Consider the following 17,102-nt stretch of genomic DNA (forward strand, 5'->3'; position numbering starts at 1 on the left):
ATAATAATGCGTAAAGTTCTTAGCATGTTGACAACGCTGGCGCTTCTGGCCAGCGCTTGTCAGCAGCCGTCCACAAAAACAGACAATACTACCGACAGCACCGGCGCCAGCAAAGTGGCTAAACTGAGTGTGCCGGTACCAGCTTTCAGCGCAGATTCCGCCTACGCCTATACTGCGAAGCAGGTGAGCTTTGGGCCCAGAATACCCAACACGCCCGCACAGCAGCATTGTGCCGACTGGATGATCGGCTCCCTGAAAAAATGGGCTGACACCGTGTACGTGCAACGTACCACCGTTGATGGCCCGCATAAAGAGAAGCTGCCCTGTATCAACATCATCGCCAGCTTCAACCCCGCCGCCAAACAACGCGTGTTATTACTGGCGCACTGGGATACCCGTCCATGGGCCGATGAAGATGCCTTCGACAAAAAAGGTAAACTGGATGGAGCCGATGATGGCGCCAGCGGTGTGGGCGTGCTGATGGAAGCTGCCCGTCAGTTCAAAACACAAAGGCCCGAAGCCGGTGTGGACATTCTGCTTGTGGATGTGGAAGATTATGGGGTAAAAGACAATGAAAACTCTTTCTGCCTCGGTACCCAGTACTGGGCTAAAAACCCGCACGTAAAGGGCTATAAAGCCAATTACGGCATCCTGCTGGACATGGTAGGCGGCCGTGGCTCACAGTTTTATATGGAAGGCTCTTCCCAGCAATACGCTTACGGACCGATGAAAATGTTCTGGGACGTGGCCAATCAGCTGGGCTACTCCGACTATTTCCGGTACGAGAAAAACGGGTCTTACATCACAGACGACCACATTTATGTGAATACGATGGCTAACATCCCGACTTTTGATATCATTGCCTGGCAGGCTACCGGCAACTTTGCGCCGCACTGGCATACCCAGAATGATAACATGAGCGTGATCGATACCAAGACCTTAAAAGCAGTAGGACAAACTATCCTGCAGGTGATCTACAATCAGCCGTTCACCTATTAATGCCCTTGCCGGAGTGCAGGATAGCGGATATAATCACTTAATCAAACGTTTATGCCCAGACCATCAGGCACTCCGGTAACGGAGCATGCCTATATCTCCCATCTCAGCAAGGACAAAAGGCTGCAAAAGATCATCAAGGGTCCGCTGGATGCACAGGAGAAGCGAAAGAATTTCCCTTTGCGCCTCATTGGGGCTATCATGAGCCAGCAGCTTTCCACCAAAGTGGCGGATGTGATCTACGCCCGTTTTCTTGCCCTTTATGACAATAAAGAACCCACACCGCAACAGGTAGCTGCTACCGCGCCTACACTCCTTCGTTCTATCGGGTTATCCAACGCTAAAGTCTCCTATGTACAAAATGTGGCCAACTTTGTGATCGCTGAAAAGCTCACCGATGCCAGGCTGCATAAGATGGACGACGAAGCCGTAATTGTATGCCTTACCAAAATAAAAGGTGTAGGCCGGTGGACGGTAGAAATGCTGCTCATGTGGCACTTTCACCGTGAAGATGTTTTCTCCATAGACGACCTCGGCATACAACAGGCTATGGCCAATCTTTACAAGCTTGATATCAGCGATAAGAAAGCTTTCAGGGAGAAGATGAAGACGATCTCCGCTAAATGGTCCCCCTACCGGACCCATGCCTGCCGTTATCTCTGGCAGTGGAAAGATCAATAAGCATGTAAATACATTGCGTACCGCCGTTGTAAATTTGTATCATGAGTTTGCAGGGAAGCCTTTTTGAAGAGCCCAATCCCGGGAATGCCATCCACCTGAAGAACGGAGAACTGGCTTATTATCCGCGCTTTTTTAAGCCGGCGGAAAGTGATGTTTATTATCAGACATTACTGGACACGATCGATTGGAAACAGGAATCGATGAATATGTATGGCAAACAGGTTTTATTTCCACGGTTAATGGCCTGGTATGGAGATGCTGCCACTTCCTATAGTTTTTCCGGCAATACCTTTGCGCCAGGTCCATGGACACCGGCATTGGAGGAGATACGGGACCGTATCACGCCTGCTGCCGGCGCCGGTTTCAATAGTGTATTGCTTAACCTTTATCGCAGCGGCAGCGACTCTATGGGCTGGCATGCAGATGATGAACCGGAACTGGGGCCCCATCCGGTGATTGCTTCTGTCAACTTCGGCGCCTCCCGCCGTTTTTTGTTACGCTATAAAAATGATCATCACCTGAAACATGAAATATTGCTGGAACACGGCTCCCTCCTGGTCATGAAAGGGACGCTGCAGCAGTACTGGGAACATCAGGTACCCAAAACAAGCCAGCAGATCTCCGGAAGGATTAACCTCACCTTCCGCTTTATCCACCCATAAAACCATATACACCTGCTATGAACAACCTTATTTTGTTAATCGGAAATGATATCAACAACATTTCCAGCGGACAAAGCTGGAAAGACCTGCTGCAGGATATCATCACCTTCTGTCATACAGGAGACTGCGTGGAACTGGACGACAAAAAGCCATTCCCGCTGCTGTATGAAGAGGTTTTTTTAACCGCCATCAAAAGAGAAAAACTCCGTGAAAGGGAATTGAAAGCGTTTATCGCCATCAAAGCGGCTGAAATCAAAGCCAATGGTATCCATGCTGCCATCAGGGCACTAAAGCCGGCCCATATCCTGACCACCAACTATGAGTTTACCCTTGAAGGCCGGACTCCTTATGAAAACACCAGCCTTATCAATGAAAAATTCTACAGCATCTTCCGCAAATACACCATGGATGATATCCATTACTGGCATATCCATGGCGACTGCCTCAATCCCATGAGTATTAACCTCGGGTTTGAGCACTATGGCGGCCAACTCCAGCTGATGCGTAATTACGTGGTGAGCGGCACCTTCTACTCCAGCAAGGAAGTGCCCAAAGAATCCTTACTGAGACGCATACACGCCAAACAGGTGTACTATCACTCGTGGATTGACTTTTTCTTTACGCATGATATCCACATCTTCGGGCTGTCGCTCGATTTTGTGGAGACAGACCTTTGGTGGTTGCTCACCTACAGGGCCCGACAGAAATTTCATCATAAAAATGTGCCGGTACCCAACACACTCTACTATTATATTCCGGAAGAGTTGGTACCTGCCTGCAAATTCAAGCTGGACCTGCTTACCGCCAATGATGTAAAGGTGATCAGTCTGCCGGGAAAAGATAAACTGGCCTATTACACCAGCATTATTCAGCGGATAGGAAAACGGAAATCCTCATAACAGCTGTAACATTCTGCATGCTGGCAGCGTTTTTGCAAACAGAAGGTATTCTGACAAAAGTAAACCGTCAGGTACCTTTTGTTGTTAAAGATTAAATTCACAATTATGTTTTTAGAAATCGCATTGACGCTGGCTACGACACTGATGACGCCCGTGAAGCCTGTACAGAAGCAGCAGACCTCAAAAAATCAGACCATTTATGTAAAAGAATCCAAGGAGCCATGCACCGGCGTAGCACCGATGGAATGCTTGCAGATCAAAGGAGTGAAGGATACCGAATGGTCTAACCTCTACACTAACATCGAAGGATTCAAATATACACCAGGCTATCGCTACAAACTGTTGGTAAGGATTACGCCCGTTAAGAATCCCCCTGCCGACGGTTCTTCTATCAGATACACCCTGCGAAAAGTATTGGAAAAGAAAAAAGTAAGCACCACCCCGGAAAAAGGCTCTCCATGGGCATTTATCGCCAGCAAAAGATGGAACCTTATCAAACTGGGAGATAGTACTCTGACACAATCCGGTATCTGGGTAGAGTTTGATCCTGCCGCCAAACGTTTCCATGGTAAAGGTGGTTGTAATAGTATTTCCGGAGGTTATCATACTAACGGAGAAAACATTACCTTTACAATGGCTATCAGTACCAGAATGGCTTGCATGGATGAAAACGTGATGCGCCGCGAAGCAGAATTTCTGAAGATGATAGGAGAACACAGCTACCGCTATGATGTGGCTGACCAGACGCTGAACTTCTACGAAAACAACAAGCTGGTAATGATCTTCGGTATGCAGCCGAAAGACCTTAAATAGACTACTTAGTAACCCATTATAACCAAAAAAGGTTGTTACAATTGTAACAACCTTTTTTCTTTTCTACGTCACTTAAATAAAGCTATGGTATAACAACTAAAACGCTGTGTTATTAATATGCCACGCTGGCAATATCCTGCACGGAAGCCACCAGCTTCCGTGTAGCGTTGTACTCAAACAACATCGCGTTGGAGGTCTTATCTCCTACTGCTACTACCACCTGTACAGTGTCTGCCTTCTGCTCTGGTACCTGTACCAGCAGATAGTCGGCATTTGCACGCAATACATGCGCTGCCACATCTCCAAAGATCACTTTGTTAGCTGCTTTCTCTTTACTAAATCCATGACCTCTGATGATCAGAAAATTACCGGCATTACCGGTCACTGTAGTTGTCTCGTTTTTTTTCTGGTTTGGGGAACAAGCCGTCATCGCTGCTACCAGCAGCATAAGGGCCACCACAAACATGTTGTAATGTTTCATCTTTTTAATACTTCATTTTGGGGTAGGGTAACAAACCCTGTTACAAATAAAATCCGGGGTAACACTATTGCATGTAGCAACTCTTATTCGCAACAGTATATCGTCGGTGATTAAAGCGGATGCAAATCTACAAATTTTCCAGCAAATAACATTCGTTTTAAGCAACAAAATTTTCAAATTACGTATAACTACGTATACGCCAAAACGCAATACTGCGCTATTTTTTCAGCAGTTGCGCCTTGTTGTATTCCCAGTTCATTCTGGCAATATGCAGTACCGAAATTTGCTGCGGGCACTCTGCTTCACAGGCCTCTGTATTACTGCAATGACCGAACCCTTCGGCATCCATCTGATCTACCATATGCCGCACCCTTTGCTGTGCTTCCACAGCGCCCTGTGGCAGCAATACCAGATGCGTGATCTTGGCACTGGTAAACAACGCCGCACTGGAATTTTTACACACCGCCACACAGGCGCCACACCCGATACAGGCCGCTGCATCAAACGCCGCTTCCGCCACCGGATGCCCTATCGGAATACTGTTGGCCTCCGGCGCCTGGCCGGTATTGACGGAAATATATCCTCCTGCCTGTATCACCCTGTCGAACGCTGTACGGTCTATTTTAAGGTCGCATTTTACCGGGAAAGCTGTCGCCCGGAAAGGCTCTATGTAAATCGTTTCCCCCTCCCGGAAACTGCGCATATGCAGCTGGCAGGTGGTCGTGTTTTTTAAAGGTCCATGCGCACGGCCATTGATCATCACTCCACATTGCCCGCAAATACCTTCGCGACAATCATGGTCAAACTCGATGGCCCGCTGCCCCTGCTCCAGCAACTGCTCGTTCAACATGTCCAGCATCTCCAGAAAAGACATGTCGGGATTCACGTCTGCCAGTTCATAGTCCTGCATCTTGCCGGTATCCTGGCTATTTTCCTGCCTCCATATTTTTAATCGTATATGCATACACGTTATTTATAGCTTCTCACGGTAGGTGTAACAAATTCAAACGTCAATGGTTCCTTATTCCATACCGGCGATTGGTTTTCACCAGTCCATCCCCAGGCGGATATAAAGGCAAAATCTTTGTCATTACGCATGGCCTCTCCTTCGGGCGTCTGATATTCTACCCGGAAATGCGCCCCACAGGACTCTTCCCGCGTCAGGGCATCATGGCACATCAGCTCTCCCAACTCCAGATAATCCGCCACCCTGCCCGCTTTTTCCAACTCACTGTTAATCGCCAAACCACCCGGAATAAACAGGTCGGCATAAAACTGCTGCCGTAATGCTTTTATCTCCCGGATAGCCTGCTCCAGCCCTTCTGCAGCGCGTGACAGCCCACATTTATCATACAGTATTTTACCCAGCGTTTTATGGAAGTAATCGGCAGATAATTTACCGCCAATGCCCTTCAGCAAGTGCAACTGGTCTTCCACCTGTTTGGCGGCAGCGTCAAAAGCCGGATGATGAATATCCGTTGCCGGTGTTCTGATTTCATCTGCCAGATAGTTGGCCAGCGTATATGGTGCAATAAAATACCCGTCCACACAGGCTTGCAACAGGGAATTAGCCCCCAGCCTGTTAGCCCCATGGTCCGCAAAATTGGCCTCCCCCAGCGCAAAAAATCCGGGGATGGTGGTCATCAATTCATAGTCAACCCACAGTCCACCCATGGAAAAGTGTGCTGCCGGTGAAATTTTCATCGGCTCCTTATAAGCATCCACACCAGTGATCTTTTCGTACATGCGGAACAGGTTGTCATACTTTTCCCTGATCTTGTCAACACCCTGATCTTTAATCGCTTTGGAGAAATCCAGGTATACGGCATTTTTCAACGGCCCCACGCCATAACCCGCATCGATCCGTTCTTTCGCCGCCCGGGAAGCAATATCCCTCGGCGACAGGTTGCCAAAAGCGGGGTAACGGCGCTCCAGGTAATAATCCCTGTCTTCCTCCGGCACCTGATTAGGCAACCGGTCCTCCTTCTCTTTTTTGGGTACCCAAATGCGGCCATCATTGCGCAAAGATTCCGACATCAGGGTGAGCTTGGATTGGTATTCTCCTGACTGCGGCAAACTGGTAGGATGAATCTGTGTCCAGCTGGGATTGGCGATCAACGCACCTTTTTTATGTGCGCGCCAGATAGCGGAACCGTTACAACCCATCGCCAGGGTAGACAGGTAATAGATCTTCCCAAAGCCGCCGGTAGCCAGTATCACAGCATGTGCACCGTGACGTTCTATTTCTCCGGTATCGAGATTACGGACGATAATGCCTTTTGCCTTACCATCGATCGTTACAAGGTCCAGCATTTCATGCCGGGCAAACAATTGCACTGAGCCAAGATGTACCTGTCGCATCAGCGCCTGATAAGCACCCAACAGCAACTGTTGACCAGTCTGCCCGCGGGCATAAAAAGTACGCGATACCTGCACACCGCCGAAGGAGCGGTTATTGAGATATCCACCATATTCCCGGCCAAAGGGCACGCCCTGTGCCACCGCCTGATCTATCAGGCTGGCGCTGCATTCAGCCAGACGGTACACATTGGCTTCCCGTGCGCGGAAATCACCGCCCTTGATAGTATCGTAAAACATGCGGAACACATTGTCTCCGTCATTTTTGTAGTTCTTACAGGCATTTACGCCCCCTTGTGCTGCCACAGAATGCGCCCGGCGCGGCGTATCCTGAAAACAGAATGCCTTCACCCGGTAGCCCATCTCCCCCAGCGAAGCAGCAATGGAACTACCTGCCAATCCTGTACCCACCACAATCACTTCCAGCTTCTTCCGGTTAGCAGGATTTACCAGCTTAGCATGTTCCTTGTAATGACGCCACTTATCTTCCAGTGGCCCTTCCGGTATTTTTGCGTCCAGCATGACCCATTATTTTAAGAAGTGAACATAAATCGGTATCAGCGCAAAACCTGCACAGATACCCACACTATATATCCAGCCAATTACCCTGATCCATTGTACATAGCGCGGATGATAAACACCCAGCGTTCGCGCAGCACTGAAGAACCCATGTAGCAGGTGATAACAAAGCGCTACCATACACAGCACGTATACCAGCACGTACCACGTTTCGCTGTATACCGCCACCACCAGCGTGTATAAGTCTTTATTCCCGCGCGCGTCCAGCGGCAGCGAACCAAACTTGTACACATACCAGAAATCACGGAAATGGATAACGAGAAATATAAAAATGATCGTCCCCAACAGGCCCATGTTACGGGTATACCATTTGCTGACTTCACCACGCCTGTCGTAATGATATTTCACATCTCCCGCTCGTTTATTCGTCAACATTATAATAACAGCATATACCACATGCGCAATGATGCTCGCATACAGCACCCAGGAGATTATTTTGATGATGATATTACCAGACAACAGATGGGAATAGGCATTAAACTGCAGATGCGCCTGTTCATCCGGCAACAGCAATTGCAGGTTTCCCAGTAAATGAATAATGAGAAAAAAGCACAGGAACAATCCTGTAAAAGCCATCCAGTTTTTCCTGGTTAATGTTTTTTGTGTCCATTGACCCATAACTTGATATTTTGATATTACCAGATGCCTAATACCTTCCACCAGCCTGCCCCGACGCCCATCCAGAGAATGATATACACGATACTCAACAGAAATCCGCATTTCCACCAGTCTTTCAGCTCCACATAGGTACTGCCGAAAAATACCGGCGCCGGTCCGTGGCCATAATGTGTCAGTGTGCCGAAAATACCGCCACAGAAACCTAATACCAGCGCCAACAGGGTGCCTGGTACGCCCACCGAAATCCCTACCGCCAGGAAAGCCGAATACATGGCCGCCACATGCGCGGTAGCACTGGCGAAAATGTAATGGCTATAGAAATAAACCAGCACGATGATGGGAAAAGCCACCATCCACTGCATACCACCGACCTGTTTCTTAATAAGCTCACTGAACCACGGAATAAAGCCCAGTGAATTCAGGAAACTGGCCATCATCACCAGTGCAGAAAACCATACGATCGTATCCCAGGCGCCTTTTTCAGACTTTACATCTTCCCAGTCCAACACCTGCGATAACAACAGAAACACCAATCCAATCAGGGCGGTGGTGGTAGCATCAATCCCAAACAGATCACCCGTGATCCACAGCACCAGCAGTATCACGAAAGCCAGCAGCATCAGCCACTCATTTTTATGCACCGGCCCCATTTCCTTCAGTTTTTCCGCCGCCATAGCCGGCGCATCACCGGTGGATTTCAGTTCCGGTGGATAGATTTTATACAGCACATAAGGCACTACAACGATGGACAGCGCTGCGGGCACCAATGCAGCAGCAAACCACGACATCCAGGTGATCTCGATACCCAGATTCCTGGCGAACTTCTGGCACATGGGATTACTGGCCGTCCCCGTAAGGAACAACGAAGAAGTGATAAGGTTCATATTGTAGCTGCTCAGGGTGAGATATCCACCGAGCTTACGGTGAGTGGCCGGATCTTCCGGCACCGATCCAAAGTTCATCGCCATGGACTTCATAATCGGATAGATAATGCCTCCTCCCCTTGCCGTATTGCTGGGCACCGCCGGCGCCAGCACCAGATCTGCCAGACCAAGGCCGTAAGCCAGTCCCAGCGAGCTTTTGCCGAATATGCGGATAAAAATATAAGCGATCCGTTTACCCAGACCGGTTTTTATGAACCCACGGGCAATAAAAAAGGAGATGCCAATCAACCAAATTACCTTGTCTCCGAAGCTACTGAGTGCCAGCGTAATGGATTTCCCCGGATTACCCGGCGCCAGCACACCGCTCAGCGCCACCAGTGTAATGGCCATCATGGACATGGTGCCCATGGAAGCCGCTTTCAGGATAATACCAAGGATGGTGGACAGGAAAATGGCCAACAGATGCCAGGCTTCGGGCGTTACGCCTGCCGGCGGCGGAATCAGCCAGATAACAACTCCGAAAATGACCGTGATCAACAACTGTGGATACTTGATTTCTTTCATCATAAATTGGCATTTTATATTCTGCACTGTACCTGTACTATCATCAGGTTGCTACTGTGCGTTTTCGTTCCCGGGATATCCCGGTCGTAATTGTCGATTTGCATACCCAGCTGTATACGCCCGCCATAGTCCTTCAGGAAAGCCAGGCTGACCATCGGGATGTAGGTCCGCCGGGCATTACCGCTATGCCGGAAATCTTCGTTAAAATATTCATAGCGCATGGACACCTCGATGGAGGTGAGCTTATGATAGTTGATTTTGTACCGGAAATTAGGCAGCAGATAAACACCATGCATCAGGTAGTCGCTCAACGGGCCTTTACGGAGACTGTCTGCCAGCCCGTAAAACAGCCGATGGTTGGTACCCTGCTTAAACTCCGACTGTAGCTGCAGGTCAAACTTTTCTGCCAATGGTATCACACCGCTGAAGTCTACCCCCAACGCATATACGCTGTACCGCTTTACAGCGCCAATACCGCCATTGAGGCCAAGCGACAGCTTGTTCATATCACCGAATTCCAGTCGGGCGGAGCCCAGTTTCCCGTTGTCATCATCAGATACCTGGTTACGGTTATTCCCGTTGACAACGGAGAGCGCATATTTGATGGGAAGCGATGCATTTTTCCGGAGGGAACCGAACATGGACACGCCCACCTGAAAACTTTGCCAGCCGTTGTTACCGAAGGCATAGTATTGATTGGAGAAATCCATGGACTGGATAATGTCTACCGGGTAGAGATCTTCCAGGCCGAAGGAAGGGCGGAACTGGCCTACTGTAAAGTTGATCGCGTCATTCCAGCGATAGGTAATGAACGCATTTTCCAGCACCTTTCCTTTAGGGTCGCTGGCAAAGTCCGCGAAGTTTACCAGCACCCCCGCCTGAAACCGATCGCTTACCTGTGCTTTTACCTGAAGCCTCGCCCGTTTGATGCTGAAGCTGTTACGCACCACTTCTTTCTCCGCATCGGCCTGATGCGTGCCGTTTACATCCACATCTTTTGTGAGGGAAACCGTGTACCGTGCCTGAAATACACCACTCAGGGTTATTTTTTTCAGAAAGCCGGGTTTAATAGAAGAAGTGTCTTTGGCGGTGGTATCGCTGACAGGCCCGTCCCCCGCATAAGACAGGGGAATGCCTGCAAAAAAGCACAGAAAGATGGCAACCAGTCGGATACTTCGTTTATGCATGCACGGTTGTTGAGTTTTCGGATTAGGCGGTTATTTAATGGGGATAACAACAGGTAACGTGGAAATGTTTGGTGGCGGGAGACAAAAAAAATCCCGTTCCGGCAACACCGGAACGGGATGTATAAATTGAGCAGGTAACGTTTATTTTACCAGCTTCAGTTCATTGATGATGTTTTTAGCACCACCCAGTTTTTCGATGCACCACAGCACATAGCGTACATCTACGCAGATAGTACGGTTGTAGTCAGCGTCGAACTGGATTTTGTGGCTCAGTGCTTCGTAGTTGCCATCGAACGCGAGGCCGATCAGTTCACCGTTGGCGTTGATCACAGGGGAGCCGGAGTTACCGCCAGTGATGTCGTTGGTTGTAATGAAGCCTACTACGATGTCGTTGCGTTTGGCGTCTTTATACTGACCGAAATCTTTTTTGTTGTACAGGTCTACATAGTTGGCAGGGAGATCAAACTCATAGTCACCCGGAACATATTTCTCGATCACACCTTTCATGGTGGTCACATAGTCGTAGTGTACAGCATCACGCGGAGAGTAGGGTTTCACCTGACCATAAGAGAGGCGCATGGTGAAGTTAGCATCCGGGTATCTGTTGCCGTTAGGCTGCATTTGCATGATGCCTTTCAGGTATTCGCGGCCCAGGTCATTGTTTTTCATCGTAAACTGGGTGTAAAGCGGTTGATATTTACCGCCATAGTTTTTGATGAAAGTGCTGGCATAGTTAAATACCGGGTCGTTTTGCAGGGTTACTGCATCCGGGTTAGCCATGAACGCTTTCCATTTTGCGTCATCGAAGATGATGGTGTTGTTCATCAGGGAAGCGGCCCAGAGTTTCCAGGTATTGTCTTCATCGAGGCTGCCGAATTTGCTTTTCACCGCTTCAAAGTAGCCGGTTGGCTGTTGGTCTTTCGGCACGTCGTTGTAGAACATGCGGGCAGTAGCGGCCAGGATTTTCTGGTCGCTGGGTTTGTTTTCACCTTCCAGGAAGGCTGTGCGGGCTTTATCAGCTGCAGCAGCGGCCTGTTGTACCGCATCTTTCGGCGCGCCAGGTGTTACCAGTGCTTTTTCGAGGGCCATCAGCGAAGCTGCGTAAGCAGCTACCGGAGAGCCGAGTACGCCTTCCATAATGTAAACGCGGTGTTTCGCGTAGGGAGACCATGCCTTATAGGATGCTGCATAATCGTTCATGATATTGGCAAATTCAGGTTTATCCTGTGCCCATTTAGCGAAAGCAGCTTCATTTTTTTCTTTGTCTTCCATGACGTGGTGCTGTTTCAGCTGTTTGGTTTCGCCATCAAAGAATTTCCAGTAGTTGGCGATACCGGCGTAGGAAGAAGCCAGTTGCAGTTTTACCGCCGGGTCTTTCACCATCTGCTCCATCATAGCTTTGAGCCTAACGTCGCGCAGGTTTACCAGGGACGGGTTTTCCACTTCATTTTTCAGTTTGATACCGTAAGAAGTTTCGTAACGGTTGGTGCCGCCAGGATAACCGAAGATCATGGCGTAGTCATTTTCTTTCACGCCTTTGATAGATACCGGCAGGAAGTGTTTAGGTTTCAGGGGCACGTTATCTTTGGAGTAAGGAGCAGGTTTACCGTCTTTAGTGGCATATACACGGAAAATGGAGAAGTCGCCGGTGTGGCGGGGCCATTCCCAGTTGTCGGTATCGCCGCCGAATTTACCCACGCTTTCAGGCGGGGTACCTACCAGGCGGACGTCTTTAAAGCGTTCGTATACGAACAGCAGGTATTGGTTGCCTTTGAACATAGGCACCACTTTCGCTTCGTAGTCGGTACCGGTAGTAGCTTTGGTGATAATACCGGCATATGCGTCCTGTTCTTTTTTCGTTCTGTCGGCACCGCTGAGTCCTTTCAGCTGAGCTTCCACATCTTTGGTAACGTCTTCCACTTTCACGAGGAACTGGACAGACAGCATGGGGGAAGTGATTTCCTCCTGTTTATTTTTTGCGTAGAAACCGTTTTTGAGATAGTTGTGTTCTACTGAGCTGGCGGCAGCGATAGCGCCGTAGCCGCAGTGGTGGTTGGTGAAGATCAGGCCTTCATTGCTTACGATTTCACCGGTGCAGCCTCCGCCAAAGATCACGATCGCATCTTTCATGGATGCTTTATTGATGCTGTACAGCTGTTCCTTGGTTAGTTTAAGACCTTTTTTGACCATGTCATTGTAGGTCTGCTGGCCCAGTAAATAAGGAAGCCACATGCCCTCGTCTGCTTTCGCCCATTTAATACTTACGCTAAGCAGCAAGAGCAAAACCAGTAGTTTTTTTCTCATATCAGTTTGGTTTTGTTATAATTGGTTTGTTATAAAAGGACCTCAAACCTAGCTATTTTTTTGTTAACGGACGCATGGATAGGATATAATGAATAGGATCTTCCCCGACAGTTGGTCTTTTTAAAGTATATTAATGATTTATACATGTTTTTCTCCTGTAAATAATATCTCCGGGAGAGTGAACAAAAAAACTGGAATATGTTTTGATAAAAGGGAGCAGCGCAATAGTGCGTGCCAAAAATTTCAAAGCCTATATTTTCTAATTGTTAAAATCTGTTGATCATGAAAAAAATAATGTTAATAATGGGGGTAGCAGCATTTTTGGCGTGCAACGAGAACAAAAAACAGCAGGAGAAGCGGGAAGAAGTGCAGGAAGGTGCTGCTAAAGTAAAGGAAGACGTAAAAAAAACCGCCAATAGTGCCGGGGATTACCTCAATGAACAGAAAAAGCAGGCGGAAGACGCCATCCGGGAGCGGATTAAGCAGATAGACCAGACCAGTGAGGAGTTGAAAAAAGAAGGTACCGATAAAAGTAAAGAAGCGCGGAAGAAGCTGGAGAGCCTGAAAGCGGAGATGAACAAGAAGATGAAAGATATTCAGGGCAGCAGTGCCAATGCGTGGGACAGCACCCGTAAGGCCGCTGATGAGCTGATGAAAAAGTCCGATAAAGAATGGATTGATTTCAAACAGGATTTCAAAGACTTGTTTAAACGTGATTCCGAGTAAGCCGTGTAAAATTCCTTATTCCTTGTTCCTTGAACATTAATCTTGTAATTTTACCCGTCTTAAACAGTACCGGACTTGCTACTATCTCATTATCAGGACGAATTATTGGAGGCTGGCTGCGATGAAGCCGGCAGAGGGTGCCTTGCGGGCCCTGTGTTTGCAGCAGCGGTAATATTACCGCCGAAGTTCCGCCACCCGCTGCTCAATGATTCCAAACAAATGACAGCAGCAGACCGGGACAAGTTGCGTAAAGTAATTGAGAAAAAAGCGTTGTACTATGCTGTAGCCAGTGTAGACAACATAGAGATAGACAAGATAAACATATTAAAGGCCTCTTTCCGAGCGATGCACCTGGCATTGGAGCAGTTGAGCCAGCAGCCGGAATTTATCATCATAGATGGTAACCGGTTTTATGCTTACGGCCAAACACCCTTTGCCTGCATTGTGCAGGGAGATGGCAAATACGCATCCATTGCCGCGGCCTCTATTCTTGCCAAAACATACCGTGACGAGTACATGCAGCGGTTGCACCTGGAATATCCACATTTTGGCTGGAATGAGAACAAAGGCTATCCGACCAGGCAACATCGTGAAGCGCTGCGGGAACACGGAGAAACACCGTATCATCGCAAATCTTTCCGGCTGCTGCCTGATGAACAACTGGAACTGGACCTATAGCCTCCGGCTGTTAGCTGCCTCCGTTAGCCGGTAATTACTGCTAACTGTTGACTGCTAAAGGCGGTAAGGCTATCGTTAACCTTATACTTATTAATTTTGCCCTGTAGGGAACGATTATTATGCTAAAGCAGACACAACAGCAAAAGTTATTACAGAAGCTTTCACCACAGCAGATTCAGCTAATGAAGTTGCTGCAGGTACCTACTGTCAACCTGGAAGAAAGGATTAAAGAAGAACTGGAAGAAAACCCTGCCCTCGAATACGGTGAAGAAACACATGAAGATGAATTCAAAGAGCAGGAAGATTTTGACGCTAAGACAGAAAGTGAAGGTGACGAAGAAGACGAGTTTGAACCAGATGGCAGTGAAAGCGAATATGACAATATTGATATTTCCGAATATGTAAGTGATGGAGATGATGACGTAGCAGATTATAAACTGCGGGACGACAATTATCCCGATCCGGACGAGAGCAACAAAACCATTCCTATCCGGGTGGAAACATCTTTCCACGAACATCTTCTGAGCCAGCTGGGGATGCTGGAGCTGGACGATCACCAGAACGCCATTGCCGAACATATTATCGGCAGCATCGACGATGATGGTTATCTGCGCCGCGAAGTAAGCGCGATGGTGGATGATCTCTCTTTCTCTCAGAATATAGATACTTCCGAAGAAGAAATCCGGGAGCTGATCAAAAAAATCCAGGAGTTCGACCCTGCCGGCGTATGCGCCACTGATCTGAAAGAGTGCCTGCTGCTGCAACTGAAGCGGAAACCGCAGGACGATGAAGGCGTACACACCGCCTATCTGATCCTCGAAAACTACTTCGACGAGTTTACCAAGAAACACTACGAAAAGATACAGAAAGCATTGAGCCTGAGCGATGAAGGCCTGAAAGCCTCCATCAATCAGATTATCAAGCTGAATCCCAAACCGGGCGGCAACTACGCCACGCTCAACAAAGCAGAGAGTTACGTATTACCGGACTTTTTCATCATGAACAATGCCGGTAAACTCGAACTGACGCTGAATTCACGCAATGCGCCTGACCTGCGGATTTCCGGCGGCTATAAAGACATGCTGCGGGAATATGACCGCGGGGACAAGAAAGACAAGCGCCAGAAAGAGGCAGTGTTGTTTATCAAACAGAAAATTGATGCCGCCAAATGGTTTATTGACGCCATCAAACAGCGGCAGCATACCCTGTTGTCCACCATGGAGTCTATCATGGACTACCAGCGGGAGTTTTTCCTGACCGGTGATGAAACCACGATGAAGCCGATGATCCTGAAGGATATTGCCGACCGTACCCAGCTGGACATCTCCACGGTGAGCCGTGTGGCCAACAGTAAATATGTGCAGACAGAATTCGGCACCTTCAAGCTGAAGTTCTTTTTCTCCGAGTCGCTGTCAACCGACAGTGGCGAGGAAGTATCCACCCGGGAAGTGAAGAAGATTTTATCTGATCTGATAGAGGCAGAGAACAAACGGAAGCCGCTGAGTGACGAGAATCTTACCAAAATGCTGCAGGACAAGGGATATAATATTGCCCGCCGTACGGTGGCCAAATACAGGGAACAGCTGAATATACCGGTTGCCCGTTTACGTAAAGAATTATAAGAACAACATGATGCACGAACAAGCGTTACCGGAAAGTAACATGCGTACCAGTGATGGTCCGGTATTTTCACCCGCTGCCAGATCGCTGGCGCAGGTTATCTCCTATATCACCCATCCGCTGTTTATTCCCACGCTGGTAACCTTTTTAATATTACAGTCCATCCCCGAATACATGGTGGCATTTAAGCCGCTGAGCAAAAAATTTGCTTTTGATATATTGTATTTCCGGGTGGTGGTCATTACGATATTTTTCCCGTTGCTGACAGTGCTGCTGGCCAAACAACTGGGATTTGTGGCGTCTGTATATATGAAGACGCAGCGTGAGCGGATCATTCCTTACGTTGCTATTATTATTTATTATTTCTGGGCTTTTTACACCTTTTTACAGGAAGGCCGTGCGCCACGGTTCTACACCGCTTTTTTCCTGGGGTCCTTCCTGGCAGTGTCCATCTCGTTCATTACCAATAGTTTTATGAAGACCAGCCTGCATAGTATTGGCTGGGGCGGCGTAGTAGGTTTCCTGCTGGCGCTCATGTGGGGCATGCATATGAACGTGTCGTTACCGCTGGTGATCACCTTTTTTGTAACGGGCATTGTAGCTACCGCCAGGATGGTGCTGAATGCACATAACCCCGCAGAAATTTATACCGGTTTATTTATTGGTATCATTACCCAGCTGGCCGCGTGCTGGTTTCTGGTGATTTGATCTTCCAACGGTAGCATACTCCCTGCCGGCTTTCTCTTTCAGGAGAAAACCCAACAAGGAATATGCTATGTTTTGGATGGGGAAAAGACTTTTTGGGGTTTACCTTAACAGCCGGACCGCTTATTCCGGTAACATGGATGTAAGGCCGCAAGGCAGGTTAACAAACAATCTAACAAACATCTGGGGTACAATCATCAACAACTAAACTTGACAATGCAAAAGTCCGATATTCTGCATTTAACCTCAAGAGTATAACTACGCTTTTTCAAAATGCAGTATTTTCCCCCTGAGCTTACCATAAAAATTTTTTTCAAGGACGATGATTACGCACATTCAATGCGTAA

Annotated in this window: 16 protein-coding genes; 9 read left to right on the forward strand and 7 right to left on the reverse strand. The window is 48.2% G+C overall.

All coding sequences use genetic code 11. From position 1 onward, the window contains the following. The first annotated feature begins 6 nt into the window (after positions 1-6). The 5 genes from HHL17_RS02550 (at position 7) to HHL17_RS02570 (ending at position 4,051) form a co-directional block, all read left to right on the forward strand. On the forward strand, positions 7-999 hold the full coding sequence (locus HHL17_RS02550) for a M28 family peptidase (protein ID WP_169223224.1): 993 nt from the start codon (positions 7-9) through the stop codon (positions 997-999). Positions 1,000-1,050: 51 nt separating this feature from the next. Continuing rightward, the gene (locus HHL17_RS02555) at positions 1,051-1,677 is read left to right on the forward strand and encodes a DNA-3-methyladenine glycosylase family protein (RefSeq protein WP_169223225.1); all 627 of its coding nucleotides are present in this window, start codon (positions 1,051-1,053) and stop codon (positions 1,675-1,677) included. A gap of 41 nt (positions 1,678-1,718) precedes the next feature. Continuing rightward, a complete protein-coding gene (locus tag HHL17_RS02560) occupies positions 1,719-2,339 on the forward strand; it encodes an alpha-ketoglutarate-dependent dioxygenase AlkB family protein (protein ID WP_169223226.1) in 621 nt (206 codons plus the stop codon). A 17-nt stretch (positions 2,340-2,356) separates the two neighbouring features. After that, the gene (locus tag HHL17_RS02565; protein ID WP_169223227.1) at positions 2,357-3,238 is read left to right on the forward strand and encodes a hypothetical protein; all 882 of its coding nucleotides are present in this window, start codon (positions 2,357-2,359) and stop codon (positions 3,236-3,238) included. 105 nt (positions 3,239-3,343) lie between these two features. Next, a complete protein-coding gene (locus HHL17_RS02570; RefSeq protein ID WP_169223228.1) occupies positions 3,344-4,051 on the forward strand; it encodes a DUF4377 domain-containing protein in 708 nt (235 codons plus the stop codon). 112 nt (positions 4,052-4,163) lie between these two features. Here the strand turns inward: HHL17_RS02570 and HHL17_RS02575 are convergent, their stop codons facing one another. From HHL17_RS02575 to HHL17_RS02605, 7 genes are all read right to left on the reverse strand, one after another. Then, complete coding sequence (locus tag HHL17_RS02575; protein WP_169223229.1) at positions 4,164-4,532, reverse strand: IPT/TIG domain-containing protein; 369 nt, start codon at positions 4,530-4,532, stop codon at positions 4,164-4,166. 217 nt (positions 4,533-4,749) lie between these two features. Further along, positions 4,750-5,496 (reverse strand): succinate dehydrogenase/fumarate reductase iron-sulfur subunit, encoded by a 747-nt coding sequence (locus HHL17_RS02580; protein WP_169223230.1) that lies wholly within the window; start codon positions 5,494-5,496, stop codon positions 4,750-4,752. Between the two features lie 5 nt (positions 5,497-5,501). After that, positions 5,502-7,412 (reverse strand): fumarate reductase/succinate dehydrogenase flavoprotein subunit, encoded by a 1,911-nt coding sequence (locus tag HHL17_RS02585; RefSeq protein ID WP_169223231.1) that lies wholly within the window; start codon positions 7,410-7,412, stop codon positions 5,502-5,504. A 6-nt stretch (positions 7,413-7,418) separates the two neighbouring features. Then, complete coding sequence (locus HHL17_RS02590; RefSeq protein WP_169223232.1) at positions 7,419-8,087, reverse strand: succinate dehydrogenase cytochrome b subunit; 669 nt, start codon at positions 8,085-8,087, stop codon at positions 7,419-7,421. Positions 8,088-8,104: 17 nt separating this feature from the next. After that, positions 8,105-9,538 carry an anion permease gene (locus HHL17_RS02595; RefSeq protein ID WP_206155895.1) on the reverse strand — a complete coding sequence of 478 codons (1,434 nt, stop codon included), beginning with the start codon at positions 9,536-9,538 and terminating at the stop codon, positions 8,105-8,107. An 11-nt stretch (positions 9,539-9,549) separates the two neighbouring features. Next, on the reverse strand, positions 9,550-10,722 hold the full coding sequence (locus HHL17_RS02600) for a porin (protein ID WP_169223233.1): 1,173 nt from the start codon (positions 10,720-10,722) through the stop codon (positions 9,550-9,552). 141 nt (positions 10,723-10,863) lie between these two features. Continuing rightward, positions 10,864-13,026, reverse strand: coding sequence for a S46 family peptidase (locus HHL17_RS02605; RefSeq protein ID WP_169223234.1), 2,163 nt, complete (start codon positions 13,024-13,026; stop codon positions 10,864-10,866). Between the two features lie 282 nt (positions 13,027-13,308). Between HHL17_RS02605 and HHL17_RS02610 the strand changes: the two genes are divergently transcribed. From HHL17_RS02610 to HHL17_RS02625, 4 genes are all read left to right on the forward strand, one after another. Next, positions 13,309-13,752 carry a hypothetical protein gene (locus tag HHL17_RS02610; protein ID WP_169223235.1) on the forward strand — a complete coding sequence of 148 codons (444 nt, stop codon included), beginning with the start codon at positions 13,309-13,311 and terminating at the stop codon, positions 13,750-13,752. 75 nt (positions 13,753-13,827) lie between these two features. After that, positions 13,828-14,430, forward strand: a complete 603-nt coding sequence (locus tag HHL17_RS02615; RefSeq protein ID WP_169223236.1) for a ribonuclease HII — start codon at positions 13,828-13,830, stop codon at positions 14,428-14,430. A 119-nt stretch (positions 14,431-14,549) separates the two neighbouring features. After that, entirely contained in the window at positions 14,550-16,052 is a 1,503-nt protein-coding gene (gene rpoN / locus HHL17_RS02620) for an RNA polymerase factor sigma-54 (protein ID WP_169223237.1), read from the forward strand. A 7-nt stretch (positions 16,053-16,059) separates the two neighbouring features. Further along, positions 16,060-16,758 carry a hypothetical protein gene (locus HHL17_RS02625; protein WP_169223238.1) on the forward strand — a complete coding sequence of 233 codons (699 nt, stop codon included), beginning with the start codon at positions 16,060-16,062 and terminating at the stop codon, positions 16,756-16,758. The last annotated feature ends 344 nt before the right edge of the window (positions 16,759-17,102 follow it).

This window comes from Chitinophaga fulva, from assembly GCF_012927205.1.
In the GTDB taxonomy this organism is placed as follows: domain Bacteria; phylum Bacteroidota; class Bacteroidia; order Chitinophagales; family Chitinophagaceae; genus Chitinophaga; species Chitinophaga fulva.